The 25581-nt window shown below is 72.1% G+C and carries 24 protein-coding genes; 8 read left to right on the top strand and 16 right to left on the bottom strand.

What is annotated here, in order from left to right:
• Positions 1–66 precede the first annotated feature (66 nt).
• Positions 67–981 carry an EamA family transporter gene (locus OHA68_RS38780; RefSeq protein ID WP_327104688.1) on the top strand — a complete coding sequence of 305 codons (915 nt, stop codon included), beginning with the start codon at positions 67–69 and terminating at the stop codon, positions 979–981.
• 27 nt (positions 982–1008) lie between these two features.
• Here OHA68_RS38780 and OHA68_RS38785 read toward each other — a convergent pair whose 3' ends face one another.
• The 8 genes from OHA68_RS38785 to OHA68_RS38820 are packed head-to-tail and all read right to left on the bottom strand — an operon-like array spanning position 1009 to position 8568.
• Positions 1009–1680 carry a GntR family transcriptional regulator gene (locus OHA68_RS38785; protein WP_189140394.1) on the bottom strand — a complete coding sequence of 224 codons (672 nt, stop codon included), beginning with the start codon at positions 1678–1680 and terminating at the stop codon, positions 1009–1011.
• Positions 1681–1695: 15 nt separating this feature from the next.
• On the bottom strand, positions 1696–2763 hold the full coding sequence (locus OHA68_RS38790; protein WP_327104689.1) for an ornithine cyclodeaminase family protein: 1068 nt from the start codon (positions 2761–2763) through the stop codon (positions 1696–1698).
• Positions 2760–3734, bottom strand: a complete 975-nt coding sequence (locus OHA68_RS38795) for a proline racemase family protein (protein WP_327104690.1) — start codon at positions 3732–3734, stop codon at positions 2760–2762. Before OHA68_RS38795 ends, OHA68_RS38790 begins: the two co-directional genes overlap by 4 nt.
• Entirely contained in the window at positions 3731–4732 is a 1002-nt protein-coding gene (locus tag OHA68_RS38800) for a proline racemase family protein (protein WP_327104691.1), read from the bottom strand. The genes OHA68_RS38795 and OHA68_RS38800 overlap by 4 nt, the downstream gene beginning before the upstream one ends.
• Complete coding sequence (locus OHA68_RS38805) at positions 4729–5622, bottom strand: dihydrodipicolinate synthase family protein (RefSeq protein WP_327104692.1); 894 nt, start codon at positions 5620–5622, stop codon at positions 4729–4731. The genes OHA68_RS38800 and OHA68_RS38805 overlap by 4 nt, the downstream gene beginning before the upstream one ends.
• Entirely contained in the window at positions 5619–7166 is a 1548-nt protein-coding gene (locus tag OHA68_RS38810; protein ID WP_327104693.1) for an FAD/NAD(P)-dependent oxidoreductase, read from the bottom strand. Before OHA68_RS38810 ends, OHA68_RS38805 begins: the two co-directional genes overlap by 4 nt.
• Positions 7163–7408, bottom strand: coding sequence for a (2Fe-2S)-binding protein (locus OHA68_RS38815; RefSeq protein ID WP_189140389.1), 246 nt, complete (start codon positions 7406–7408; stop codon positions 7163–7165). The genes OHA68_RS38810 and OHA68_RS38815 overlap by 4 nt, the downstream gene beginning before the upstream one ends.
• Positions 7405–8568: an NAD(P)/FAD-dependent oxidoreductase gene (locus tag OHA68_RS38820; protein WP_189140388.1), complete on the bottom strand. Its 1164-nt coding sequence runs from the start codon at positions 8566–8568 to the stop codon at positions 7405–7407. The genes OHA68_RS38815 and OHA68_RS38820 overlap by 4 nt, the downstream gene beginning before the upstream one ends.
• 90 nt (positions 8569–8658) lie before the next feature.
• Here OHA68_RS38820 and OHA68_RS38825 point away from each other — a divergent pair, with 90 nt between their 5' ends.
• Positions 8659–9645, top strand: a complete 987-nt coding sequence (locus tag OHA68_RS38825; protein ID WP_327104694.1) for a COX15/CtaA family protein — start codon at positions 8659–8661, stop codon at positions 9643–9645.
• Between the two features lie 138 nt (positions 9646–9783).
• On the opposite strand, the gene OHA68_RS38830 is transcribed toward OHA68_RS38825, so the two are convergent.
• From OHA68_RS38830 to OHA68_RS38850, 5 genes are all read right to left on the bottom strand, one after another.
• Positions 9784–10920, bottom strand: a complete 1137-nt coding sequence (locus tag OHA68_RS38830; protein ID WP_327104695.1) for a PrsW family intramembrane metalloprotease — start codon at positions 10918–10920, stop codon at positions 9784–9786.
• Between the two features lie 212 nt (positions 10921–11132).
• The gene (gene tnpA, locus OHA68_RS38835) at positions 11133–11531 is read right to left on the bottom strand and encodes an IS200/IS605 family transposase (RefSeq protein WP_327104696.1); all 399 of its coding nucleotides are present in this window, start codon (positions 11529–11531) and stop codon (positions 11133–11135) included.
• Positions 11532–11558: 27 nt separating this feature from the next.
• A complete protein-coding gene (locus OHA68_RS38840) occupies positions 11559–12509 on the bottom strand; it encodes a cation diffusion facilitator family transporter (protein ID WP_327104697.1) in 951 nt (316 codons plus the stop codon).
• Complete coding sequence (locus OHA68_RS38845) at positions 12509–12892, bottom strand: ArsR/SmtB family transcription factor (RefSeq protein ID WP_189140383.1); 384 nt, start codon at positions 12890–12892, stop codon at positions 12509–12511. Before OHA68_RS38845 ends, OHA68_RS38840 begins: the two co-directional genes overlap by 1 nt.
• 51 nt (positions 12893–12943) lie before the next feature.
• A complete protein-coding gene (locus tag OHA68_RS38850) occupies positions 12944–13903 on the bottom strand; it encodes a heme o synthase (RefSeq protein WP_327104698.1) in 960 nt (319 codons plus the stop codon).
• 334 nt (positions 13904–14237) lie between these two features.
• On the opposite strand from OHA68_RS38850, the gene tkt reads away from it, so the two are divergent.
• The 5 genes from tkt (at position 14238) to pgl (ending at position 20836) form a co-directional block, all read left to right on the top strand.
• Entirely contained in the window at positions 14238–16268 is a 2031-nt protein-coding gene (tkt, locus tag OHA68_RS38855; RefSeq protein WP_407674527.1) for a transketolase, read from the top strand.
• A 4-nt stretch (positions 16269–16272) separates the two neighbouring features.
• Complete coding sequence (tal, locus tag OHA68_RS38860; RefSeq protein WP_327104700.1) at positions 16273–17367, top strand: transaldolase; 1095 nt, start codon at positions 16273–16275, stop codon at positions 17365–17367.
• Between the two features lie 106 nt (positions 17368–17473).
• Complete coding sequence (gene zwf / locus OHA68_RS38865; RefSeq protein WP_225277207.1) at positions 17474–19075, top strand: glucose-6-phosphate dehydrogenase; 1602 nt, start codon at positions 17474–17476, stop codon at positions 19073–19075.
• Positions 19076–19990, top strand: a complete 915-nt coding sequence (locus OHA68_RS38870; protein WP_327104701.1) for a glucose-6-phosphate dehydrogenase assembly protein OpcA — start codon at positions 19076–19078, stop codon at positions 19988–19990.
• Between the two features lie 72 nt (positions 19991–20062).
• Positions 20063–20836, top strand: coding sequence for a 6-phosphogluconolactonase (gene pgl / locus OHA68_RS38875; protein WP_327104702.1), 774 nt, complete (start codon positions 20063–20065; stop codon positions 20834–20836).
• A 5-nt stretch (positions 20837–20841) separates the two neighbouring features.
• Here pgl and add read toward each other — a convergent pair whose 3' ends face one another.
• From add to OHA68_RS38890, 3 genes are all read right to left on the bottom strand, one after another.
• On the bottom strand, positions 20842–21858 hold the full coding sequence (gene add / locus OHA68_RS38880) for an adenosine deaminase (RefSeq protein ID WP_327104703.1): 1017 nt from the start codon (positions 21856–21858) through the stop codon (positions 20842–20844).
• Positions 21859–22085: 227 nt separating this feature from the next.
• A complete protein-coding gene (locus OHA68_RS38885; protein WP_327104704.1) occupies positions 22086–22850 on the bottom strand; it encodes a hypothetical protein in 765 nt (254 codons plus the stop codon).
• A 203-nt stretch (positions 22851–23053) separates the two neighbouring features.
• The gene (locus OHA68_RS38890; protein WP_189140375.1) at positions 23054–24076 is read right to left on the bottom strand and encodes a GNAT family N-acetyltransferase; all 1023 of its coding nucleotides are present in this window, start codon (positions 24074–24076) and stop codon (positions 23054–23056) included.
• A 107-nt stretch (positions 24077–24183) separates the two neighbouring features.
• Here OHA68_RS38890 and OHA68_RS38895 point away from each other — a divergent pair, with 107 nt between their 5' ends.
• The gene (locus tag OHA68_RS38895; RefSeq protein ID WP_327104705.1) at positions 24184–25575 is read left to right on the top strand and encodes an NAD(P)/FAD-dependent oxidoreductase; all 1392 of its coding nucleotides are present in this window, start codon (positions 24184–24186) and stop codon (positions 25573–25575) included.
• Positions 25576–25581: the final 6 nt, after the last annotated feature.

Consider the following 25581-nt stretch of genomic DNA (forward strand, 5'->3'; position numbering starts at 1 on the left):
GTGACCACAGCGTTGTCGGAGGGGGTCGGTAAGCTCTCAGGGTTGCCCTGACCTGAGGAGTTTCCCGTGACCGCCTTCGCCCTCGACGAGCCGCTGGAGCGAGGACCCGGCCTGGGCCGGCCCGGCCACCTGCTGCGCACGGCCGCGGACTCGATCCCGCCGTCCGGGCTGGTGCTGCTGGGGATCTTCTCGGTGCAGCTGGGCGCGGGCTTCGCCAAGGAGCTGTTCACGGCGCTGCCGCCGAGCGCGGTGGTGTTCCTGCGCATCGCCATGGGCGCGGTGGTCATGGGTGTGGTGGCCCGGCCCAGGCTGCGCGGGCTGTCCCGGCGGGACTGGGCGGTCGCGCTCGGCTTCGGCGTGACGCTCGCGGTGATGAACCTGACCTTCTACGAGGCGCTGGCCCGGCTGCCGCTGGGCATCGCGGTGGCCATCGAGTTCCTGGGCCCGCTCGGCGTGGCCGTGGCGGCTTCCCGGCGCAGGCTGGACCTGCTGTGGATCGCGCTGGCCGGGGCCGGGGTGCTGCTGCTCGCGCCGTGGGGGCAATCGGAGGCGGTCAGCTGGATCGGCATCGGCTTCGCGATGGTGGCCGGAGCCTGCTGGGCGGCCTACATCCTGCTGTCGGCGGCGGTCGGCGGCCGCTTCCCCGGCGCCACCGGGCTGTCGTTCGCGATGATCGTGTCGGCCGTGCTGGTCGCGCCCGTGGGCATCACCACCGGCGGGGTCGACCTGCTGCAGCCGGAGCTGCTGCTGATCGGTCTCGGCGTGGGGCTGCTGTCCTCGGTGATCCCCTACTCGCTGGAGCTGCAGGCGCTGCGCCGGATGCCCAAGCAGGTGTTCGGCATCCTGATGAGCATGGAGCCGGCGGCGGCCGCGCTGATCGGCGTGCTGGTGCTGAACGAACTGCTGCACGCGCAGCAGTGGGCGGCCATCATCTGCATCGTGGCCGCCAGCCTCGGCTCCACCCGGATGCGCCGCGGCTAGACCGTCGCCCGCCCGGACGCGCCGGGGTCAGGCGTCGCTCGCCCAGATGCCCCGGACATGCTCGATGTGCTCGCCCATGATGAGGCCCGCCGCGCTTTCGTCGCCGCCCTTGAGCGCGTCGAGCAGCGCCAGGTGCTCGCGGGCCGAGTCGGCCAGCATGCCGTGCCGCGAGAGCTGTGACAGGCCGTAGAGGCGCGCCCTGGTGCGCAGGTCCCTGACGACCTCCACCAGGTGGGCGTTGCCCGACAGGCTGAGCAGCTCCAGGTGGAAGCGCAGGTCGGCGGCCACGTAGGCGAGCAGGTCACCGGCCTCGGCGGCGGCCACGATCTCCTCGGCGACCGGCCTGAGCCGCTCGAAGTCGGCCGCCCGGCCGGAGTCGGCGAGCCGCGCCACGGTGGGCACCTCGATGAGCCTGCGGATCTCGGTGAGCTCGTCCAGGTCACGGTCGGACAGCTCGGTCACCCGGAAGCCCTTGTTGCGCACGGCCTCGACCAGGCCCTCCTTGGCCAGGTCGAGCATGGCCTCACGCACCGGCGTGGCCGAGACACCGAACTGCGCGGCCAGCACGGGCGCCGAATACACCACTCCCGAGCGCATCTCCCCGGTGATCAGCGCGGCCCTGAGCGCGTGCGCCACCTGCTCACGCAGGCTCTGCCGCTCCCCCACCATCGGCAGGTCGAGCCGGTATTCGGCAGCCATCCACCCATCCCCTCCCTATGTCGTCCGCGACCACGCCTCATACGCGGCGGCCGCGACCACCAGGTCCTCCCACGCCATGCCGGTCCCCTTGAACACCCGCGGCCCGGCGCCGACCGTCACCCGGCCCGCGACGAGATCCGCGAGGTTTCCGGCGAGATGGTGAGTGGTGATCGTACCGTGACGGATCGGCTGGATCACGTCCCCCGCCTCGGCCAGGGCCGCCGACCGGGCCTCGACGACCAGCGTGGCGCGGGCCACCAGGCCGCTGTCGAGCTCCCGGGCGTCCGGCTCGTGCGAGCCGACCGCGACGACGGTGACGCCGTCGCGGACCAGCTCACCGGGGAAGAGCGGCTGCCTGGCGGTGGTGCAGCAGGCGATGAGATCGGCCCGCGCCACCGCCTCGGCGACCTCCCGCCCCTGCACACCATGAGGTTCCCCAGAAGCGGGCCGATCATCGTACGGGGCCTGGGCCCGTGCCCCCGAAACCGGCCGCTCGTCGTACAGGGTCTGGGTTCGTGTCTCCGGAGCCGGACGCTCGCCGTACAGGGCCTGGGCTCGCAGGCCGTGGGTGCGGCAGCGGGCGGCGAGGGCCTCGGCGCGGCCCTGATCGCGGCCGATGATCGTGACGCCGGTCAGCGGCCGGACCTCGCGCAGGGCCAGGACGTGCCCCCACGCCTGCGGTCCCGACCCGAACACCACCAGCTCGCGAGCGTCGGGCTCGGCCAGGTGGCGGACGGCGAGCGCGGAGACGGCGGGCGTGCGCAGGGACGTCAGCGCGATGCCGTCCATGACGGCGAGCGGGGTGAGGGTGTCGCCGTCGAGCAGCAGGTAGGTGCCCTGGATGCGGGGCAGCCCGCGTCCGGGGTTGGCGGGCGCGACGGTGGCCGCCTTCACCCCGGCGTAGCCTCCGGCCGCGGCGGGCATGAGCAGGAGCTGCCCGGCGGGCAGCTCGACCACCGGCCGCTGCGGCGTCCGCTCCGGATCGAGCCCGGCCTTCAGCGCGTCCTCCAGAATCCGTACGGCATCCGCCACGGGCACCAGTCGTGCGACGGTGGCGGCGTCGAGGTAGGGCAGCCCGGTCATCGCAGCGTGAACCCGGTCCCGATCGGGTCGTCCGGATCGAGCTCGAAGGCGTGCCTGCCGGTGCGATAGGCCATGCCTTCGATCTCCGGGACGACCCCATCCCCGGCCAGGCCCGCGACGCGGGCACGGAACTCGGTGCCGACGATGCTCTCGTGCACGAGCGTGCCGCGCAGCCCCTCGTCGTACAGCAGGGCGAGCCTGGCGGCGGTGCCGGAGCCGCAGGGCGAGCGGTCCACCTCGCCGTCGGCGAACACCGTGACGTTGCGCTGGCGGGCGTGCTCCGGACCGCCGTCGAGCTCGTCGTAGAAGATGACGCCGTACACGCCGGACAGCCGGTCGTCGGCAGGGTGCCGGGAGGCGGGGTGGCCGGCCAGGGCGGCCTTGATCCGGCGGCCGTGGGGGATGAGCTCGCCCAGCCGGGCCGGCTCGACCGCCAGGCCGAGCGCCTTGGCGGGCACGCAGGCGTAGATGGCCCCGCCGTAGGCGACGTCGACCGTCACCCCGGCCGCCGGGACGTCGCGCGCGATGACGTACGAAGGGACGTTGACGAAGGTCACGGCCGTGATGCGGCCGCCCGCGCAGCGGACGCGGGCGGTGACGCGGCCGGACGGCACGTCCACGACCACATCGGTCTCGCCGTCGGGGTCGGCCGTGACCAGCCCTTCCCGTACGGCGTGCACGCCGAGCGCGATGGTGCCATGGCCGCACGCGGTGGAGTAGCCGTCCTTGTGCCAGAACAGCACGCCGAGGTGGGCGCCGGGGTCGTCGGGCGGGACGAGGAAGCAGCCGTACATGTCGGCGTGGCCGCGCGGCTCGTGGCACAGCAGCCGCCGCACCTGTTCGGCGTCCTCGGCCCGCGCGGCGTTGGCGCGGCGTTCGAGCACGGTGGCGCCGGGGATCTCGGGGACTCCGCCGGTCACGATCCGGAACGGCTCCCCGGCGGTGTGGTAGTCGACGGTGGTGACGGTCACAGCTCGAATCCTTCGGGGAAGGGGTCGCGAGGGTCCAGGAAGTACTGGGCGGTGCCGGTGACCCAGGCGCGGCCGGTGATCGAGGGCACCACCGCCCGCCTGCCGCCCACGGCCGTCTCCTCCAGGAGCCTGCCGACGAAGCGGGTGCCGATGAAGGACTCGTTGACGAAGTCCCGGCCCAGCGGCAGCTCGCCCCTGGCGTGCAGCTGGGCCATCCGGGCGCTGGTGCCGGTGCCGCACGGCGAGCGATCGAACCAGCCCGGGTGGATGGCCATCGCGTGCCGCGAGTGGTGGGCGTCGGAGCCGGCGGCGGTGAAGTAGACGTGGTGGCAGCCGCGGATGCGGTCGTCCTCGGGGTGCACCGGCTCGTCGGCGGCGTTGATCGCCCGCATGGTGGCCAGGCCCGCGTCGAGGATCTCGTTCTTGGCCTTGCGGTCGAACGGCAGCCCATAGGCGTCGAGGTCCACGATGGCGTAGAAGTTGCCGCCGTAGGCCAGGTCGTAGCGGATCTCGCCGTGGCCGGGCACGACGACGCGGGCGTCCAGCCGGTCGGCGTAGGAGGGCACGTTGCGCAGCGTCACCGACATGGCCATCCCGTCCTGTACGGCCACATCCACCACCACCAGCCCGGCCGGCACCTCCAGCCGCACGGTGGTGACCGGCTCGACCACCTCCACCATGCCGGTCTCAACCAGCACGGTGGCCACGCCGATGGTGCCGTGGCCGCACATCGGCAGCAGGCCCGACACCTCGATGAACAGCACTCCCCAGTCGGCGTCCGGCCGGGTCGGCGGCTGCAGGATGGCGCCGCTCATGGCGGCGTGGCCGCGCGGCTCGTTCATCAGCAGCCTGCGGATGTGGTCGAGATGGTCGCGGAAGTGGACCCGGCGCTCGGCCATGTTCGCCCCGGGGATCACGCCCACACCGCCGGTGATGACGCGGGTGGGCATGCCCTCGGTGTGCGAGTCGACGGCGTGGAAGACGCGCTTGGTCCTCATCGCAGCCCCTCCGCGAGCGCCTTCTCCGTGGCGGACCTGACCACCGCCGCCTGCTCGTCCGTCAGCGGCTGCCGCGGCGGCCTGCACGACCCGCCGTGGCGGCCCGCCAAGTCCATGGACAGCTTGATGGCCTGGACGAACTCCGTCTTGGAGTCCCAGCGCAGCAGCGGGTGCAGCGCCCGGTAGAGGGGCAGCGCGGTGTCGAGGTCCCCGGCGAGCGCCGCCCGGTAGAGGGCGACACTGGAGACGGGCAGCGCGTTCGGGTAGCCGGCGACCCAGCCCACCGCCCCGGCCAGCGCCAGCTCCAGCAGCACGTCGTCGGAGCCGATCAGCAGGTCGAGCTCCGGGGCCAGCTCGGCGAGCTCGTAGGCGCGGCGGGGATCGCCGGTGAACTCCTTGACCGCCACGATCAGGCCCTCCTCGTGCAGCCTGGCCAGCAGGGCCGGGACGAGGTCCACCTTGGTGTCGTACGGGTTGTTGTAGGCGACCACCGGGACGCCGGCCTCGGCGACCTCGCGGTAGTGGCCGAACACCGCGCGCTCGTCGGCCCGGTAGGTGTTCGGCGGCAGCAGCAGCACCGAGCCGCAGCCCGCCTCGGCCGCCTGCTCGGCCCAGCGCCGCGACTCGGCCGCGCCGTACGCCCCCGCGCCCGCCATCACCCGGTCCCCGCCCACCGCCTCGACGGCGGTCCGGATCACCCGGGCCCGCTCGTCGGCGGTGAGCGTCTGATACTCGCCCAGCGAGCCGTTGGGCACCACGCCGTCACAGCCGTTGTCCACCAGCCAGCGGCAGTGGTCGGCGTAGCCGTCGTAGTCCACCGTCAGATCTTCGCGCAGGGGCAGCGCGGTGGCGACCATGACTCCGTGCCAGGGCTTGCTGCGATCGGTCATGCCGGGTCCTCCGTTGTGTGTGGTTCCGTTCGGGTGCCGTCCTCGTCGAACGCGGCGAGAGCGGCCAGGGAGATGGGCTGGGCGACAGGTCTTCTGGGCGGCGCGGGCGGCTCGCCCGCCAGGCAGGCGACGGGGTAGCCGCAGATGCGGCCCTGGCACCAGCCCATGCCCGCCCGGGCCAGCAGCTTGATCGAGCGGGCATCGGTGGCGCCGAGCTCCTGCGCCTCCCGTACGCGCGCCAGCGGCACCTCCTCGCACCGGCACACCAGCGTGTCGTCACGCAGCCACCCCTGCCAGCCGGACCTGACCGGGTACGCCTCCAGCAGCGCCGCCGCGAACGCCCGCGCCGACCGCCGCCGCCTGAGCAGCACGCTGGGGACGGGGACGGGGACGGGGGCGTTCGCGGCGGCGGGGACGACAGCGGCGGCGGCGACAGCGGCGGCGGCGACAGCGGGGGCCGTAGCGGCGGCAGCGGCGGCTATGGAGAGGCCGGCGAGGCGGCCTTCGAGTTCTGCCAGGCGCCAGCCGCCCACGCCGGTGGGCTCGCCCGCCGCCCAGACGCCGGGCACGCTGGTGCGCTGGCCGTGGTCCACCGCCAGGATCGGGCTGCCGTCGGCGTCGTGGCGGGTGTCGCAGCCGAGCTGGACGCCGAGCTCGATCTGCGGGATGAACCCGTAGCCGGTGGCCAGGGTGTCGCAGGCGACCCGGCGCGTGCCGAGCACGCGCCAGTCCCGGTCGAGGCGGGCCACCGTGACGGCCTCCAGCTCGTGCTCGCCGTGCGCGGCGATCACCGCCCGTCTCGTCCGGTACGGCACTCCATGCCGAGCCAGCGCCACCCCGTAACCGGCCGCCTCACCCGCCTTGCTCAGGGCCCGCAGCGGGTGCCGGGCCGGCCCCAGACCTCCGCCGGCCTCGTACACACCCGCCACCCGAGCCCCGGCCTCGGCCAGCCCCACGGCGACGGGCAGCAGGAACGGCCCGGTCCCGGCCACGACGACCCGGCTCCCGGCCACGACGCCGTGCCCCTTGAGCAGCGCCTGCGCGCCGCCGGCGGTGAGCACGCCGGGCAGGTCCCAGCCGGGGAACGGCAGCACCCGGTCATGCGCGCCGGTGGCGATCAGCAACCGTCGGCACCTAAGAGCCACCGGACGCTCCCGCCCGCCGTCGCGCGCCGCACAGTGAACGGTGAGCCGGCCGTCCACCTGCCTGGTCACACTCCAGACCTGATGCTCGGTCAGCACCTCGGCCCGCTCCCGCAGCGCCCGCACCTGGCCGAGGAAGCGGCCGAACCCCGGTGTCGAGGAGTGCGGCGGCGCGGCACGATGGCGGAAGTACTGCCCGCCGAGCCGCGCCCCCGCGTCCACCACCGCGACCCGCAGCCCGTGAAGGGCCGCCGTCAACGCCCCCGCCACCCCGGCGGGCCCCCCACCGATCACCACCAGATCCCAGTCACCCAGAAGCACCGGGCCCGCTCCGAACCCATGAGCCGCGTCGAAGGCCGGGGAGCCACCGTCCGGTGAGGTGGACGGCCGGGGCGGGGTCACGTGGTCACCTCGTCCCCTGGCCGGGCCGGCAGGAGGCAGGCGCGTTCGGGAGGCCGGCCGTTCACCGTGATCAGGCAGTCGAAGCAGACGCCGATCCCGCAGAACAGCCCGCGCGGGCGGCCGCCGAAGCGGGTCGTGCGCCAGGAGCGGCGGCCCGCCGCGTGCAGGGCGGCGCCGATCGTCTGGCCGGGGGTCACGGGCACCGGGTGGCCGTCGATCGTGATCTGGAAGGGTTCGGTCAACGGGACTCCTCGGCCTGGAAGCGGTCGGGGCGGAACGGGTGCGGGTCCAGGTCGGGCCGGTGCCCCTGGATGAGCTGGGCGAGCAGGTGTCCGGTGGCCGGGGCCAGGCCGATGCCCGCGCCTTCGTGCCCGCACGCGTGGTAGAGGCCGGGCGCGCGCGGGTCGGCGCCGATCACCGGCAGATGGTCGGGGCAGTACGGGCGGAACCCGCAGTAGGACCTGATGACCCGCACGTCACGCAGCACCGGGAACAGCGCCACGGCCTGCGCCGCCAGCCGGGCGAGCACCGGCGGGGAGGTGGTGCGGTCGAAGCCGACGCGTTCGCGGCTGGCGCCGATCAGCACGGTGCCCGCCGGGGTGCCCTCGATCACGGCCGAGGTCTCCAGGTCGGCCGAGTCGCTGGCGACGTTGGTGACGTAGGCGGCGGTGTAGACCTTGTGCCGGATCAACGGCTCGCCAAGGGGCTCGGTGACCAGGATGAAGCCGCGCCTGGGCTGGACCGGCAGGTCCACCCCGGCGAGCGCGGCGATCCGGCCGCCCCAGGTGCCCGCGGCGTTGACGACGGCCCCGCCGGGCAGGTCGCCCTGGTCGGTGCGGACGCCGCTGACCCGCTCGCCGGAGCGGAGGAGACCGGTGACGGTCACCCCCAGCCGCAACCGGACCGCACCGCCTCCCGGGAGACGGCCGCCACGGCCACCGGCACTGTGCCGGAGGAGGCGGGCGGCGGCCAGCATGGGCTGGACCTGGGCGTCCTGCGGATAGAGGACGCCACCGGCCAGGCCGTCGGCCAGGTGTGGCTCAAGGTCGCGCAGGGCGTGCGCGGGCACGTTCTCGTGCTGGATCCCCTGCTTGGCGGCCAGGTCGGCGAGCTGGAGCCGGACGTCGGCCGTCTCGGCGACGACGAGCCCGCCCTTGGCCTCGAACTCGAAGCCGCCGACCGACCGGTCGAGTTCGCGCCACAGCCGGTTGGACAGCAGGGCCAGGTCGAGCTCGGGGCCGGGCTCCTTGTCGGAGACGAGCACGTTGCCCTCTCCCGCGCCGGTCGTGCCCCCGGCCACCGGCCCCCGGTCCACGACCGTCACGTCGAGTCCCGCGCGTGCGGCGTAGTAGGCACAGGCCGCGCCGACCACCCCGGCGCCGACGACGATCACGTCGGACATCGACCACCTCCCAGGAGTAATATGTCACATACCTAATCAAGGGAAAAGGCGGTGACAGGACCGCCCTACCCGGCCTCTAACATCGATGACGTGAAGCTATCCACAGACCATCGCCCCCCTCTGGCGCGCCGGTTGTTCTCCTTCTGGACGCCGACCCCGAGGACGATGCGGGGCTGGGCGCTGGCCTCCGTGGTGGTCAACGCCGGCATCACGGTCAGCGGCGCGGTGGTGCGGGTCACCGAGTCCGGGCTCGGCTGTCCCACCTGGCCCAACTGCACCCCCGACAGCCTGCTGCCGGTCGCGCATCCGGAGATCTCGCCGATCAACATGGCCATCGAGTTCGGCAACCGGATGGTCACCTTCCTGGTGCTGGTCGTGGGGATCGCCTGCGTGCTGTCGGCGATGCGGCTGACCCCCCGGCGCACGTCGCTGGTGCGGCTCGCCTGGCTGCAGCCCCTGGGCATCGCCGCCCAGGCCCTGTGGGGCGGCCTGGTGGTCAGCACGATGCTCAACCCGTTCACGGTGAGCATGCACTTCCTGATCTCCATCGGCCTGATCGCCGCCTGCTGGGCGCTGTACGCCCGCGCCGGCGAGGGTGACGCCCCCGTGCGCCGCGTGGCCCACCCCGCCACCTGGCGGCTCGGCCAGGCCCTGCTCGCGGCGGTGTTCGCGCTGCTGGTCGTCGGGGTGGTGGTGACCGGCACCGGCCCGCACTCCGGTGACGTGCTGGCCTCGCGCTACGACTTCGACATCGAGACCGTGGCCAGGCTGCACGCCGACCTCGCCTACGTGGTCGTCGGGCTGACCTTCGCGCTGCTGTTCGCCCTGCACGTGACCGACGCGCCCCGACCGGCCCGCCGGGCGGCGCTGGCGCTGCTGGTGATCGAGCTGGCGCAGGGCGTCATCGGCTACACCCAATACTTCCTGGGCGTGCCCGCCTTCCTGGTGGGGCTGCACGTGCTCGGCTCCACCCTGGTCTGGATCGGCGCCCTGCGGGTCGTCACCGCGCTGCGCGTACGGGACCCGCTCGGCGAGCCCGCCTCCCCCTCCCCCACCGAGGCGACCGCCGGAGCCTGAGACCATATGGCAGCGTATGGAGTGAAAAGTCGGCCACTCCCCCATTGCTGAGAAGTGCCTTTTTGTAGGCAATTGTCCGCCCCTCTCGTACCACGCCGCGACGTGCGCCCCGGCTGCGGGCGCAGGGCGGCGGAACCCTCAGCCAGGAGCGTAGGGCGGCGGCTTGCCCGCCGGTGACGAGGGGAAGTCGGCCCGGGCGGTGCTCATGCACTCCAGCAGTGCCCGCTGCTCCTCGTGGAAGGTGTGCTCGTCCACCATGCGCTTGGCCGCGCGCTCGTGCAGCAGTCCCAGCTCGGTCGCCGCGAGCTGGTAGTCGTTCATGGCGCGCAGCCCCCGCCGGCCGCCGTACATCTTCGCCCACTGCCTGGCCCGCCTGCGCTGGGGCAGCGCCGACAGCATGGTGATGTCGTCCTTGCTGACCAGCCTGGTCGGCTCGTACGGCGGCAGGTAGCGCTGGATGAGCGCGACGATGCGCCGCCGGTCCCGGAACACCACCACGATCAGCACCACGAGCACCACCATGAGCACCACGTACGCGATCACCAGGCCCGTGAAGCCGCCGTAAGAGACCAGGCCGTTCCACAGGCCGTGCAGGATCATGGCGCCGGACCAGCCGACCAGGATGGAGAAGACCCGCTCGGCCCCCGGACGCTGGGCCGCGAAGGCCACCGCCAGCCCGATCATCGAGGTGAACAGCGGATGGGCGAACGGCGACAGGATGCCGCGCAGCACCACGGTGACCGCCAGGCCGACCCCGCCCTCCTCCGAGTTGAGCGCGGCCAGGTAGTAGCTGACGTTCTCGCTCATGGCGAAACCGAGGCCCACCATGCTGGCGTAGATGATGCCGTCGGTGAGCCCGTCGAGCTCGGCCCTGCGGAACTTGAACAGCCCGAGCAGGACCAGCCCTTTCATGGTCTCCTCGACCACCGGGGCGCCGAAGGTGGCGGCGATGTTGCGGGCGCTGGCCTCGGAGAGCTGGACGGTGTCCATGATGTAGTGCAGGTTCAGTGAGTTGATCAGGCCGGCCACCAGCACGGCGACCCCGGCCCCCCAGGCGAAGGCGAAGACCAGGTTGCTGCGCGGCTCGGGCTCCATGCGGTCCAGCGCGAGCACGGCCGCCAGCAGCAGCGGAACGGGGGCCAGCGCCAGGCCGAGCGCGATGAAGAACTGCACCGGCTCGCCGTTGAGCACGTCGAAGGAGAACGAGGCCAGCGTGCAGAGCCCGGTGAGGACCAGCCCGGTGATCAGCGCGGACGACGGGCGGTCCTTCAGCACCCAGCGCGGATCCCTGGACGTCCTGGTGGGCCCTTCGTTCCCGAAGGGCGGGGACCCGCTCACGGCGCCCCGGCGCCTGTCCGCCGGACCGCTGTCCGCCGGACCGCTGCCAGGCGGACCGCTGCCAGGCGGCTCATCGTCCCGGACGCTCGCGGGTCCCGCACCGGCTCACGGTCCCGGCTGAGCGGGCGCGCCGTCCAGGGCGGCCGCATTCAACGGCCCTGCTGCTGCTCGAGGTAGCGCTCGACCATCGCATCCTGAGCGCCGCCCACGGTGACCACGAGGTAGGAGTTGGTCCACAGGGTCGGCAGCCGGCTGCGCAGGTGCGGGAACTCCTCGCGCAGCGCGTGGGAGGAGCGGCCCTTGACGGCCTTGACCAGCCGGTGCACGCCGTATTGCGGGTCCACCTCCACCACCAGGCGCACGTGGTCGGCCTTCACCTCCGCCTCCACCAGCCAGGCCTCCTTGTCCGCCACGACCTCGTGGATGAGCTCCGTAAGGCGTCCTTCGACCTTGTCGCCGAGCACCTGCCTGCGATATTTCGTGCACCACACGACGAGGAAGGCGCATCGGAAGACGACGTCGCCGTTGGACCGCAGAGTCACAGCCACCTGGGATAATATACAGCTTGCGGTTATCTAATGCTCGCGCGGCGCCCTCCCCAGGTGCCGGGGCCCGTGCGGGTCGTCGCAGTGCTCGTCGGTCTCGGCGGCGCCGTGGTCGACCTGCAAGGTGGTGTGCCCGATGTCGAAGCGGTCATGCAGCAGCCTCGACAGGCGGACGCGCAGGCTGTGGCAGTCGGCCCCGCGCGCCACGATGATGTGCGCCGACAGCGTCGGATAGCCGCTCGTCACCGTCCAGACGTGCAGGTCGTGCACCTCCACCACGTCCTCGTCGGCGGCCAGCAGCCGGCCGATCTCGTCCGGGTCGAGGTCGCTCGGCGCGGCCTGCAGCAGGACGCGCGCCGAGTCGCGCAGCAGCCCCCAGCCGGCCTTCAGCATGAGCGCGGCGACCACCAGCGCGGCGATGGCGTCGGCCGCACGGAACCCGGTCACCCAGACCACCACGCCGGAGACGGCGGTGGCGATGAAGGCGTACATGTCGTTGAGCACGTGCTGGAAGGCGCCCTCGACGTTGAGGCTGCGGCGGTCGGCCCTGGACATCAGCCAGGCGGCCAGCGCGTTGATCGCGATGCCGGCCAGCGCCGTGACGACCACGAGGGGCCCCGACACCTGCGGCGGGTCCACCAGCCGCTGCACGCCCTCATAGACGAAGTACGCCACCAGCAGGAGCAGCGTCACGCCGTTGATCTGCGCGGACAGGATCTCGGCGCGCTTGAAGCCGAAGGTGTACGCGCCCCGCGCGGGCCGGGCGGCGATGCGCATGGCGACCAGGGCCAGCGCGATGGCACTGGCGTCGGTGAGCATGTGGGCCGCGTCGGAGATCAGCGCGATCGAGTTGGCGATGACACCGGCGACCACCTCGATCACCATGAAGCCGGCGATGAGGGCGAGCGCGCCGATCAGGTAGCGCTTGTCCGCCGTGGCGGAGTGCCCGTGCCCGTGCCCATGTCCGTGCCCACCGCCCATCAGGTCACCTCTCTCAGGTGCTCGCGGCTCAGGTCCAGCAGCATCCGGACGTGCCCGTCGGCCAGCCGGTAGTAGATCATGCGGCCCGCCCGCCGGCTGGCCACGATGCCCGCCGTACGCAGCAGGCGCAGCGCGTGGGAGACGGCCGTGTCGGTGACCTCGACGACGTCGGCCAGGTCGCACACGCACAGCTCCCCCGCCTCCAGCAGCGCGTAGAGCAGCCGGGCCCGCGTCGGGTCGCCGAGCAGCCGGAACAGCTCCGCCAGCCGGGTGGCCTCCTGCGGGGTCACCAGCCGGTCGCGGGTGGCGGCGACCCGCGCCGCGTCCGGCTCGGGGGTGACGCACCCGTCCAACGCCGCCACGACACCTGAAGAGCTATTCATATATGCATATTAAGGGCGGAAAGAGACCCGCCGCAACAGGGGGCGGCGGGCTCAGGCCAGCAGAGGGTCGATCGCGACGGCGAGGAAGAGCAGCGCCAGGTAGGCGTTGGACCAGTGGAAGAAGCGCATCGGGCGCAGGTCCACGCCGGTCTTGCCGGCGTTGAGGCGGGCCATCAGGCGATGCACCTCCCACAGGCACATCACGCCGAGGACGGCGGCCACCGCCGGGTAGAACAGCGTCGTGCCCGCCACCGGCCACAGCGCCAGCGAGCACGCCACCGTGGCCCAGGTGTAGAGGATCGACTCCGTGATCACCCGGCGCTCGGTCGCCACCACGGGCAGCATCGGCACCTTGGCCGCCGCGTAGTCCTCCTTGTAGCGCATGGCGAGCGTCCAGGTGTGCGGCGGTGTCCAGAAGAACACCACGCCGAACAGCACCAGCGGCGCCCAGTCGAGCCGCTCGGTGATGCCCGACCAGCCGATCAGCACCGGCATGCAGCCCGCGATGCCGCCCCACACGATGTTCTGGGCGGTGCGCCGCTTGAGGATCATCGAGTAGACCAGCACGTAGAACAGGATGGCGCCGGTGGACAGCACGGCCGCGAGCCAGTTGGTGGTCAGCCAGAGCCCGGCGGTGGACAGCACGCCCAGCACGATGCCGAAGACCAGCGCGCCCCGGGGCGACACCTGGTGCCTGGCCAGCGGGCGCCGCCGGGTGCGGCGCATCATCTGGTCGATGTCCCGGTCGACGTAGCAGTTGAGCACGTTGGCGCTGCCCGCCGACAGGGTGCCGAACACCATCACCGACACGGCCGTCCACAGCGGCGGCAGGCCACCGGCCGCCAGGAACATCACCGGCAGCGTCGTGATCAGCAGCAGCTCGATGATCCGCGGCTTGGTCAGCGCGATATAGGCCTTCACGACCGCGCCGACGGAGCGGGGGCCGATCGTTCGCGGCGCCTCGGCCTCGAGGGCGGGGGCCGTCGTCTGCCTGTTCGTCAGCACCGTCAAGGCGCTTCCAGCACGTGCGGAGTCAACGCGTAACCTCAGATTAGAGCGGATTCGTGAACGGGTGCCGTGGCGACCCTGCGAACAACCAAACTGTAGTCGCAGGGATGGCCGGTCCGGCCAATGGGGGGCTCGCGCCATCTACGGACACCACGACAGAAAGGGAATTGATCGCCAGCGCCGCTCGGTTAGGGTCCGGTGTGGGCGGGATATGCCAACCGGCACCACCAATGACGACTAGATTCCGGAGACCGAGCACTTGAGCACCGAACTCGTGCCAGCCCTTGAATGGACCGACCTCGACAAGCAGGCCGTCGATGTCGTTCGAGCCCTGGCGATGGACGCAGTGGAGAAGGCGGGTTCGGGACACCCCGGCACCGCCATGAGCCTGGCCCCCGCCGCCTACCTGCTCTTTCAGCGGACGATGCGGCACGATCCGACCGATCCCAACTGGCTCGGCCGCGACCGTTTCGTCCTGTCCGCCGGGCACACCAGCCTGACGCTCTACATCCAGCTCTTCCTGTCCGGCTACGGGCTCACGCTGGAGGACCTGCGCCGCCTGCGCCAGTGGGACAGCCTGACGCCGGGTCACCCCGAGCACGGCCACACCGCGGGCGTGGAGACCACGACCGGCCCGCTCGGCCAGGGCCTCGGCAACGCCGTGGGCATGGCGATGGCGGCCCGCCGCGAGCGCGGCCTGTTCGACCCGGACGCCGAGCCCGGCACCTCCCCCTTCGACCACCACATCTGGTGCGTCGTCAGCGACGGCGACATCGAGGAGGGCATCAGCCACGAGGCCAGCTCCCTGGCCGCCCACCAGCAGCTGGGCAACCTCGTCGTCATCTACGACGACAACAAGATCTCCATCGAGGACGACACGCTCATCGCCCTGTCGGAGGACGTCCTCAAGCGCTACGAGGCCTACGGCTGGCACACCGCGAGCGTCGACTGGACCGACACCGGCAGCTACGTCGAGGACGTGGCGGCCCTGCACGCCGTGCTGGAGGAGGCCAAGGCCGAGACCGGCAGGCCGTCCTTCATCCGGCTGCGGACCGTCATCGGCTGGCCCGCGCCCAACAAGCAGAACACCGGCAAGATCCACGGCTCGGCTCTCGGCGCCGACGAGGTCGCCGCCACCAAGCGGGTCCTCGGCATGGACCCGGACAAGTCGTTCGACGTACCGGACGAGGTGCTCAAGCACGCGCACCAGGCCGCCACGCGCGGGCGTGAGGCGCACACGGCGTGGCAGGAGGGTTACGCGCGCTGGCGCGCGGCCAACCCGGAGCGGGCGGCCGAGTACGACCGCATCTCCCGCCGCGAGCTGCCCGCCGGCTGGGCGAGCGCGCTGCCGGCGTTCGAGACCGGCACCTCGGTGGCCACCCGCAGCGCCTCCGGCGAGGTGCTGAGCGCGCTCGCGCCGGTGCTGCCGGAGCTGTGGGGCGGCTCGGCCGACCTGGCCGGGTCCAACAACACCACGATGAAGGGCGAGCCGTCCTTCATCCCCGAGGAGCACCAGACCAAGGACTTCCCCGGCCACCGCTACGGCCGCACGCTGCACTTCGGCATCCGCGAGCACGCCATGGGCGCCATTCTCAACGGCATCGCGCTGCACGGCGGCACCCGCCCCTACGGCGGCACCTTCCTGGTCTTCTCCGACTACATGCGGCCTTCGGTACGACTCGCCGCGCTGATGAAGCTGCCGGTCACCTACGTGTGGACGCACGACTCCATCGGCCTGGGCGAGGACGGCCCGACACACCAGCCGATCGAGCACCTGTGGGCGCTGCGCGCCATCCCCGGCCTCGACGTGGTGCGCCCGGCCGACGCCAACGAGACCGCCGCCGCCTGGAAGGCGGTGCTGGAGCACACCGACCGCCCCGCCGCGCTCGCCCTGTCCCGGCAGAACCTGCCGGTGTACGAAGGCACCAGCACCGAGGGCGTGGCCCACGGCGGCTACGTGCTGCGCGAGGCCACGGGCGGCCAGCCGCGGGTGATCCTCATCGCCACCGGCAGCGAGGTGCAGATCGCCGTCGAGGGCAGCGAGTTGCTGGAGTCCCAGGGCATTCCGACACGGGTGGTCTCCATGCCGTGTGTCGAGTGGTTCAAGGGGCAGGACTCCGCGTACAGGCAGACCGTTCTGCCACCGTCGATCCGGGCTCGGGTGGCGGTCGAGGCGGGCATCGCACTCGGCTGGCACGAGTTCGTCGGGGAGTGCGGCGAAGTCGTCGGCCTCGAACACTTCGGCGCGTCCGCGCCGTACAAGACTCTTTACGAGCAGTTCGGGCTGACGCCGGAGCGGGTGGCGGCGGCGGCCAGGTCGAGTCTGGCCAAGCTGGGTCAGGACAAGGGCGAGACGACGGGAAACTGAGAAAATGAGCGAGATCCTGAACAAGCTGTCCGGCCAGGGCGTGTCCATCTGGCTCGACGACATCAGCCGTGAGCGGCTGCGCACCGGCAACCTGGACGACCTGATCCGGGACAAGAACGTGGTCGGTGTGACGTCCAACCCGACGATCTTCGCCGGCGCGCTCAGCAAGGGCGACGCCTACGACACCCAGATGCACGACCTGGCCGTACGCGGCGTCGACGTGGGCGAGGCCGTGCGGGCCATCACCACCTACGACATCCGCTGGGCCGCCGACGTGCTGCGCCCGGTCTACGACGCCACCTCCGGCGTCGACGGGCGGGTGTCGATCGAGGTCGACCCGCGCCTGGCCCGTGACGCCGACAAGACGATCGCCGAGGCCCGCGCCCTGTGGTGGCTGGTCGACCGGCCCAACCTGTTCATCAAGATCCCGGCGACCGTGGAGGGCCTGACCGCGATCACGCAGGCGATCAGTGAGGGCATCAGCGTCAACGTCACGCTGATCTTCTCGCTGGCCCGCTACCGCGCGGTCATGGACGCCTGGCTGGCCGGGCTGGAGGCGGCGCAGGCCAAGGGGCTCAACCTGGCCACGATCGAGTCGGTCGCGTCGTTCTTCGTCAGCCGCGTCGACTCCGAGATCGACAAGCGCCTGGACAAGATCGGCGGCAAGGACGCGCTGAAGGGCAAGGCGGGCGTCGCCAACGCGCGCCTGGCCTACGCCGCCTACGAGGAGGTCATGAACTCCGAGCGCTGGCAGCGCCTGCGCGCCGCCGGAGCCCGTACGCAGCGGCCGCTGTGGGCCTCCACGGGCGTGAAGAACCCCGACTACCGCGACACGATGTACGTCGACGACCTCGTCGCCCCCGGCACCGTCAACACGATGCCGGAGAAGACGCTCGACGCGGCCGCCGACCACGGCAACGTCACCGGCGACACCGTCCGCCCCTTCTACGAGCAGGCCTGGAACACCATGGCCGAGCTGAAGGAGGCCGGCGTCGACTACGACGACGTGGTCCGGGTGCTGGAGGACGAGGGCGTGCAGAAGTTCGAGGCCTCGTGGAACGAACTGCTCGACAGCGTCAGCAAGAACCTGGTCCCTTGATGAGGCTGTCCCACCGTGGCGAGGAGGCGGCCGGCGCCGTCTCCCCGTCACGGGGCCGCGCGGTGGGGAGCCGCGCGGCCGCTCCCAGCGGCGCAGGAGGTTTGAGATGAGTGAGCCCGCAGGCCCCCCTGAAGAAGCCGTCGCCGTGGCCTCAGCCGTCGCCGGCACCTCCACCACACTGGAGGTGGCCGCCGCGAACCCGCTGCGGGACCCGCGCGACAAGCGGCTGCCGCGGGTGGCGGGACCGTGCGTGATGGTGCTGTTCGGCGTGACGGGTGACCTGGCCAAACGCAAGCTGCTGCCGGCGATCTACGACCTGGGCAACCGGGGGCTGCTGCCCCCGGGCTTCTCCCTGGTCGGGTTCGCCAGGCGGGACTGGAAAGACCAGGACTTCGCCAAGCTGACCCATGACGCCGTGAAGGCCCACGCCAGGACCCCCTTCCGCGAGGAGGTCTGGAACCAGCTGCGCGAGGGCATCCACTTCGTGCCGGGCGAGTTCTCCGACGACGGGGCGTTCGACGCGCTGGCCATGGCGCTGCGGGAGATCGACGAGCTGCGGGGCACGGGCGGCAACTACGCCTTCTACCTGTCGGTGCCGCCGAAGTTCTTCCCCGTGGTGGTGGAGCAGCTCAGGCGGACGGGGCTGGCCGACGCGCCCGACGGGTCGTGGCGGCGGGTGGTCATCGAGAAGCCGTTCGGCCACGACCTGAAGTCGGCGCACGAGCTGAACGAGATCACCAACTCCGCCTTCCCGGAGAGCTCGATCTTCCGGATCGACCACTACCTGGGCAAGGAGACGGTCCAGAACATCATGGCGCTGAGGTTCGCCAACAACCTCTACGAGCCGATCTGGAACCGCAGCTTCGTCGACCACGTGCAGATCACCATGGCCGAGGACATCGGCATCGGCGGCCGGGCCGGCTACTACGACGGCATCGGCGCCGCCCGCGACGTGATCCAGAACCACCTGCTCCAGCTGCTGGCGCTGGTGGCGATGGAGGACCCGACCTCCTTCGACGCCTCCGCCCTGCGGCGGGAGAAGGAGAAGGTGCTCAAGGCGGTGCGGCTGCCGGCGGACCTGTCGCTCAACACCTCACGCGGCCAGTACGCGGCGGGCTGGCAGGGCGGTCAGAAGGTCGTCGGCTACCTCCAGGAGGACGGGATCTCCACGGATTCCACCACCGAGACCTACGCCGCGATCAAGCTGGAGATCGCCAACCGGCGCTGGGCCGGCGTGCCGTTCTACCTGCGCACCGGCAAACGGCTGGGCCGCCGGGTCACCGAGGTGGCCGTGGTGTTCCAGCGGGCGCCGCACCTGCCCTTCAGCAAGGACGACACCGAGATCCTCGGCCAGAACGCGCTGGTGGTCAGGGTGCAGCCGGACGAGGGCATCACGGTGCGGTTCGGCTCCAAGGTGCCGGGGACGGCCATGGAGGTGCGGGACGTGTCCATGGACTTCGCCTATGGCGAGTCGTTCCTGGAGTCGTCGCCCGAGGCGTACGAACGGCTGCTGCTGGACGTGATGATCGGCGACCCGCCGCTCTTCCCGCACCAGCGTGAGGTCGAGCTGTCGTGGCAGATCCTCGACCCCATCGAGGAGTTCTGGACCACCCAGGGCCAGCCGGAGCCGTACCCCTCGGGTTCGTGGGGGCCGCCGGCGTCCGACGCGATGATGGCCCGCGACGGGCGTGTCTGGAGGAGGCTCTAAGTGACGACGTTCATGCTGGCCGACACGACGGCGGGCAAGATCTCCAGCCAGCTGACGCAGTTGCGCCACCAGATGGGCGCACCCGCCGTCGGCATGGTGCTGACGCTGGTCGTGGTCTGTGAGGAACGCGACCAGTACGACTCGCTGCGCGCCGCCACCGAGGCGGCGCGCGAGCATCCGTCACGCATCCTGGTGGTGATCAACCGGGAGACCGACGAGGCCAACCGGCTCGACGCCGAGCTGCGCATCGGCGAGTCCTCGCCGGGCGAGATCGTGGTGCTGCGGCTGTACGGCGAGCTCACCGAGCACGCCGACTCCGTGGTCAGTCCGCTGCTGCTGCCGGACACGCCGGTGGTCGCGTGGTGGCCGAGCCGCGCCCCCGAGGTGCCGTCGACGGACTCGATCGGCATGCTCGCCCAGCGGCGCCTCACCGACGCCAAGAACGCCGGCGACGACGGCGTCTGTTTCCTCGCCGACCGGGCCAAGGGCTACGCGCCGGGCGACACCGACCTGGCGTGGGCCCGGCTGACGCCGTGGCGCAGCCTGCTGGCCGCCGCCTTCGACCAGCCCGTGGGCGCGGTGCACCGGGGGGTCGTGGAGGGTTCCGCGGGCAACCCGAGCGTGCCGCTGCTGGCGGCCTGGCTGGCGGAGCGGCTCGGCGCGAAGATGCGGGTCGGCGTGTCCAACGGCCCCGGCATCACCGCGGTCCGGCTCGCGATCGACGACGGGGAGCTGTCGGTGGTGCGCGGCGACGCCCGCCAGGCGGTGCTGTCCCGCCCCGGACAGCCCGGCAGGAACGTGGCGCTGGCCCGGCGGCAGCTGTCGGAGCTCCTGGCGGAGGAGCTGCGCAGGCTGGACACCGACGAGGTCTACGAGGCCGCGGTCAAGCGCCTGGCCCAGCTGTACCGGCCCTGAGTCACGGGCGCCGCCGTGGGCACACGGCGGCGCCTGGGCCTGGCCGGGGACGAAACATGAAAGAGTGTCGCCGTGAGTGTTCCCACTGTTGTTGTGCACCGTGACGGCGAAGTGCTGGCCAAGGCCGTGGCGGCGCGGATCATCACCCGACTGGTCGACGTGCAGTCCGCCAAGGGGTCGGCGTCCCTGGTGCTGACCGGAGGCACGGTCGGCGTCGCCACGCTGGCCGCGATCCGCGACACGCCCGCCCGTGACGCCGTCGACTGGCGGCGCCTGGACATCTGGTGGGGCGACGAGCGCTTCCTGCCCACCGGCGACCCCGAGCGCAACGAGACCGGCGCCAGGCAGGCGCTGCTCGACCACGTCGACGTCGACCCCGAGCGGGTGCACGTCATGCTCGGCCCCGACTCCGGCCTGTCGGCCGAGGAGTCGGCCGACGCCTACGCCACCGAGCTCCGCAAGGCCTCCCGTCCGGAGGACCACGGCCCGGCTCCCAGCTTCGACGTGATGCTGCTCGGCATGGGGCCGGACGCCCATGTGGCGTCGCTGTTCCCCGGCATGCCCTCGCTCTACGACACCCGCACCGTGGTGGCGGTGCACGGCGCGCCCAAGCCGCCGCCGACGCGCATCTCGCTGACGCTGCCCGTCATCCAGGGCTCGCGCGAGGTGTGGGTGGTGGCGGCCGGTGAGGGCAAGTCCGGCGCCGTACGGCTCGCGCTGTCGGAGTCCGGACCGGTCCAGGTGCCCGCGGCGGGCGCCCGTGGCCGGGGCCGGACGCTGTTCCTGCTCGACCGTGCCGCCGCCGGGAAGATCCCGCCGGGTCTGGGCCGCATCGCCTCACCCTGACCGCTTCAGGCGGCGGCCAGGGCGCCGATCTCGTCCAGCAGGGCCCGCTTGCGCTCGGCCGGCAGGAAGGACGCCCGTACGCCGTTGCCCGCCAGTCGGGCCAGGTCCTGGACGCCGAGGCCGAACACGCGGGCGGCGAGGCGATACTCCTCGCTCAGCGTGGTGGCGAACATGGGCGGGTCGTCGCTGTTGAGCGTGACGAACAGGCCCTCGGCGAGCATGCGGGGCAGCGGGTGGTCCTCGATCCGGGCCACCTGGCCGGTACGGACGTTCGAGGTGGGGCAGACGTCCAGCGGGAGCTGGGTCTCACGCAGGTACGCGACCAGGCGCGGGTCGTCGAGGCAGGCGATGCCGTGGCCGATGCGCTCGGCCCCCAGCCCTTCGATGACCTCCCAGATGGTCTCCGGGCCCGTCATCTCGCCACCGTGCGGAACGCTGTGCAGGCCGGCGGCCCGCGCCGCGGCGAACGCGTCGCGGAAGACGTCCCTGTAGGGGGCCCGGCGCTGCTCGATCCCGCCGATCCCGAAACCTACCAGCGCGGCGGGAGGTTCCCCCAGCGCGTGGTCGAGGGTGATCTCGGCCGCCTCCCGTCCGAACTCCGAGGGGATGTCGAAGATGTACGCCATCTCGACGCCGTGCTCGGCCAGGGACTGCTTCGCGGCGATGTCCAGGGCCTGGGTGACCTCGCGTTTCGGCAGGCCCATGATGTGGTGCGCGTACGGGGTCACCTGCAGCTCCGCATAGCGCCCACCCTGGGTGGACAGGTCCCGGGCCAGGCCGAGGACCAGGGCGGCCACGTCCTCGGGCTCCCGTACCAGCGCGTTGACGGCGCCGTAGACCTGGGCGAAATGGGGGAAGTCGCGGAAGGTGTAGAAGGCGCGGAGCTCCTCCTCGCTGGTGGGCACCGCGCTGTCCGGGTGCCGGCGCGACAACTCCAGCACCGTGGGCACCGAGGCGGAGCCGATCAGGTGCACGTGCAGCTCGACCTTGGGCAGAGCTTGGATGAAGGCGTCGAGGGTCATGCCGACGACGATAGGCCGGACATTTCACGTTCCGTAAGGATTTAGGGCGATATCTCACACAAGAATGTCCACTTCACCTTGTCCCCCTCGGGTGGTGTTCCTCCGCGACAGATGGCACCCCTTTGCGAGCCGCTGTAGGGGCTCCAGCTTGACGCTACGAGCACAAGGCCAGAGGTGGACCGACCCGACGCCCCAGGGCGTCTTGGGCCCACCTGGCGGCCCCAGCCCTACTCCTCCAGCCGTTGCCGAGCGTGGCGCTCCTCGCGTCTGGTCACCTCCAGACGTTGCGCGCTCTCCGCGAGCCGCTTGCGGGCCTTGGCCAGCTTGGCCTCCAGCTTGGCGACCTTCTCCGCGCGTTCGCCGTGCTCCCGCTCGGCCCCGGCCAGCGCCTCCCTCCACTCCCGGTGCGCGGCCTCGGCCTCCTGCCGCTCCCTGGCCCTCTCAGCCTCGGCCTCCGCGCGTTTGCCGGCCCGCGCCTCCTCGTCCGCCGCAGTGGACTTCTTCCTGCCTGCGGGACGTCGGCCGGCAGCGGGGGCCGGGGCGAAGCCGCTGTAGCTGAGCGGCTTGACCAGGCGGCCGCGCCGTACCTCCTCGGCCGCGGCGGCGTCCACGACGGCGGCGTCGAGCGTCTGGTCCACCTCGGCCGCGGCGGCGGCCGAGACCTCGCCACTCTGTCGGATCAGCCTGGCGAGCCGGCCGGTCACCTCGCCGCGCCGCCGGGTCAGCTCCGCCAGCGCCACGGCGTCCTGCGCCTGCCAGGCCGCGCGCAACTCCTGCCCGAGGGAGAGCAGCTCGTCCAGCTCGTCGGGATGCTCACGGGCGACCCGGTTCACCGCCCAGGCCGAGACCGTGGGCCTGCGCAGCCCGGCGATCCGCCGCGCCAGCGCGGCGTCGCCCGCCCGCTTGGCCGCGGCGGCCTCAGAGGTACGGGCGGCGGTGAACTCCGAGGGCGCGAGCGCGTACAGCCGGCCTGCCACCTCATCAAGATCCACACAGATGGGATACCCCACCTGGGCCGGTTTCTAGCTCGGTCAAGGAGCTGCTCGATGCCGGCCGAGCGGCTCACCCACCTTCAGGAGAGCTCGACCGCATCGAGCGAGCCCGCACCGGCTCAGACCGGCGGCACAGCGCCGACCGGCAACCTCGCCTCCACTCAGACCAGCGCCACAGCGCCGACCGGCAGCCTCGCCTCCACTCAGACCGGTGCCACGGCGCCGACCGGCAGCCTGGCCTCCACCACGCCGGGGTCCTCGGTGTAGCCGAGGGTGGCGCCCAACGAGATCATCAGCCTGCGCATCCGTACGTTGTCCGACAGCATGGTGGCCCTGACCTCGGCGTAGCCTCGATCGCGCGCCTCGCCCACCAGCATCCTGGCCAGCACCAGGCCCAGACCGCGCCCCTGCCAGCGGTCCTCGACCAGGAAGGCCATCTCGGCGACGCCGGGATCGGCGGTGAAGTGCAGGGTGGCCAGCCCCACCACCTGTCCGTCGTTGCCCGCCACCAGCGAATATCCCCGGCTGCGGTCGCAGAGCCGGTCGAACATCCGGGGCGGCAGCGTGGGCATGGCGGTGAAGTAGCGGAACCTGCGCGCCTCCGGCGAGCACCTGTCGTGCAGGTCGCGTACGGCCTCGCGGTAGATCGAGGTGAGCGGCCGGATGGTGATCTCGACGCCGTCGGCCAGCTTGATCGGGCTCTCTCCGGCGGGCTGCTCCACCGGCGGCTGGGCCAGCCGGGCGAAGGAGGCCGCTCTGGCCGCCTCGGTCAGGGTGAAGGGCAACTCGGTGCGGCGCAGCCGGACGGCGCGCCTCGGCGCGACGGGCACCACGAGCTGCGTCGGGTCGGGAAGATCACTCACCGCCTCACCATAGATCCACCTGGCGTCGTCGGCGCGCAGCAGCTCGGCCAGGAGTTCGGGCAGCCGCCAGGGCATGGCGCGCAGCCTGGAGGCGAGCAGCAGCGCGCGGGTGGGCTCGTCGGTGAGCTCGTGCGCGGTCGCGGGGACCACCTGGACCCGGCGGCCGCCGGCCGCCTCCAGGGCCTCGCGTACGGCTTCGGGGTGGGCGGGGATGTCGGCGACGAACTCGTCGACGGTGCCGTCGCTGTCGGACTGGACGCTCAGGCCGAGGATGTTGCCACCCCGGGCGGCAAGGGCCGCGGCGAGGGAGGCAAGCCGTCCCGGCCGCTCGTCGACCGTGGTGCGGATGCGCATAAATCCCATATGAGAAGGATGCCGGGCGCCTGTTACGGTACCGCTAAGGCCATGTTTCGTCACGGAATTCGTACCGAGATGCGCAAACTAATCCGGATATAGCAGGATATGGCGTCATGAGCGCGCGAGTTCCCTTGTCACCCGGGTACGTCAATGGCGATGTCGCCTTCTGGTACCGCTCCTCCGGCGTGCCCACCCCCGGCCCGCCGCTCGATCGAGACCTCCAGGCCGACGTGGTCATCGTCGGTGCCGGCTACACCGGGCTGTGGACGGCCTACTACCTCAAGAAGGCCCGCCCCTCCCTGGAGGTGGTGGTGCTGGAGCAGGAGTTCGCCGGGTTCGGCGCCTCCGGCCGCAACGGTGGCTGGCTCACCGGTGACCTGGCCGGCTCGCACGAGCGCTACGCCAAGACGCACGGGCTCGCCGAGGCCAAGCGGTTGCAGCGGGAGATGTACGCCTCCATCGACGAGGTGATCGCCGTCTGCGAGAAGGAGGGCATCGACGCCGACATCGTCAAGGACGGCGTCGTCAACGTGGCCCGCACCACCGCCCAGGCCGCCCGGCTGCGCGCCTCGGTCACGGCCGCCCGCCCCTGGGGCATCACCGAGCAGGACCTGCGACTGGTGGAGCCCGGCGAGCGCCTGCGGGTGGCCGGAGCCGTCGCCGCCACCTGGAGCCCGCACTGCGCGCGCATCCAGCCGGCCAAGCTGGCCCAGGGCCTGGCGCGGGCCGTACGCGACCTGGGGGTGACGATCTACGAGGGGACGCCCGTCACGCGGATCGCCCCGCACCTGGCGCGGACCCCGTACGGCACGGTGCGCGCCCGCCATGTGATCCGCGCCACCGAGGGCTTCACCGCCCGGCTGCGGGGGCTGCGGCGGCAGTGGCTGCCGATGAACAGCTCCATGATCGTCACCGAGCCGCTGCCCGCGTCGTTCTGGGCGGAGACCGGCTGGCACGGCGCCGAGCTGCTCGGCGACCTCGCGCACTACTACATGTACGCCCAGCGCACCGCCGACGACCGCATCGCCTTCGGCGGCCGGGGCAAGCCCTACCTGTACGGCTCCCGTGTCGACGCCCGCGGCCACACCCACGAACGGACGGTCGAGGACCTGTGGGACCTGCTGACCGACTTCTTCCCGGCGGCGGCCTCCTCCAGCGTGGCGCACACCTGGTCCGGCGTGCTCGGCGTCCCGCGTGACTGGTGCTCGGCCGTGCACCTGGACCCGGCGACCGGGCTCGGCTGGGCCGGCGGCTACACCGGCCACGGGGTGACCACCACCAACCTGGCCGGCCGTACCCTGCGCGACCTGATCCTGGGCGAGGAGACGCCGCTGACCACGCTGCCGTGGGTGGGTCGCGAGGTGCGGGCGTGGGAGCCGGAGCCGCTGCGCTGGCTGGGCGTGCACACGATGTACCGCCTCTATCGGGTGGCCGACCATCGGGAACGCTCCATGACCCGCACCTCGGTGCTGGCCCGGCTGGCCGACCGGATCACCGGCCACTGACCGTCC

Origin of the sequence: Nonomuraea glycinis, assembly GCF_035920485.1 — a bacterium.
Lineage (GTDB): Bacteria > Actinomycetota > Actinomycetes > Streptosporangiales > Streptosporangiaceae > Nonomuraea > Nonomuraea glycinis.